Genomic DNA, 356 nt, shown 5'->3' on the forward strand with positions numbered 1-356 from the left:
TGGCGCAACTTTCCAGTTGTCTTCAATTAATTATAATTTCTCGTTAATGTTCTGTCCGCAACCCCAGAGATAAATCTCTGGTTTGGGCTCTTTCCCTTTCGCTCGCCGCTACTAAGAAAATCGATTTTTCTTTCTCTTCCTCTAGGTACTTAGATGTTTCAGTTCCCTAGGTTTACCTTCCTGCAACTATTTATTCATTACAGGATACATGGGGTTTCCCATGTGAGTTCCCTCATTCGGAAATCTTCGGATCACTGGCTATGTGCGCCTACCCGAAGCTTATCGCAGCTTATCACGTCCTTCATCGGCTCCTGATGCCAAGGCATTCACCATGCGCCCTTTGTAGCTTGACCTTT

General features: G+C 44.9%; 1 rRNA gene. It reads right to left on the reverse strand.

The features are described from left to right. Positions 1–353 (reverse strand): 23S ribosomal RNA (locus ACQRD5_RS17265); the annotation flags it as partial. Positions 354–356: the final 3 nt, after the last annotated feature.

Origin of the sequence: Clostridium sp. SGI.024 (assembly GCF_050315195.1) — a bacterium.
Classification (GTDB): domain Bacteria; phylum Bacillota; class Clostridia; order Clostridiales; family Clostridiaceae; genus Clostridium.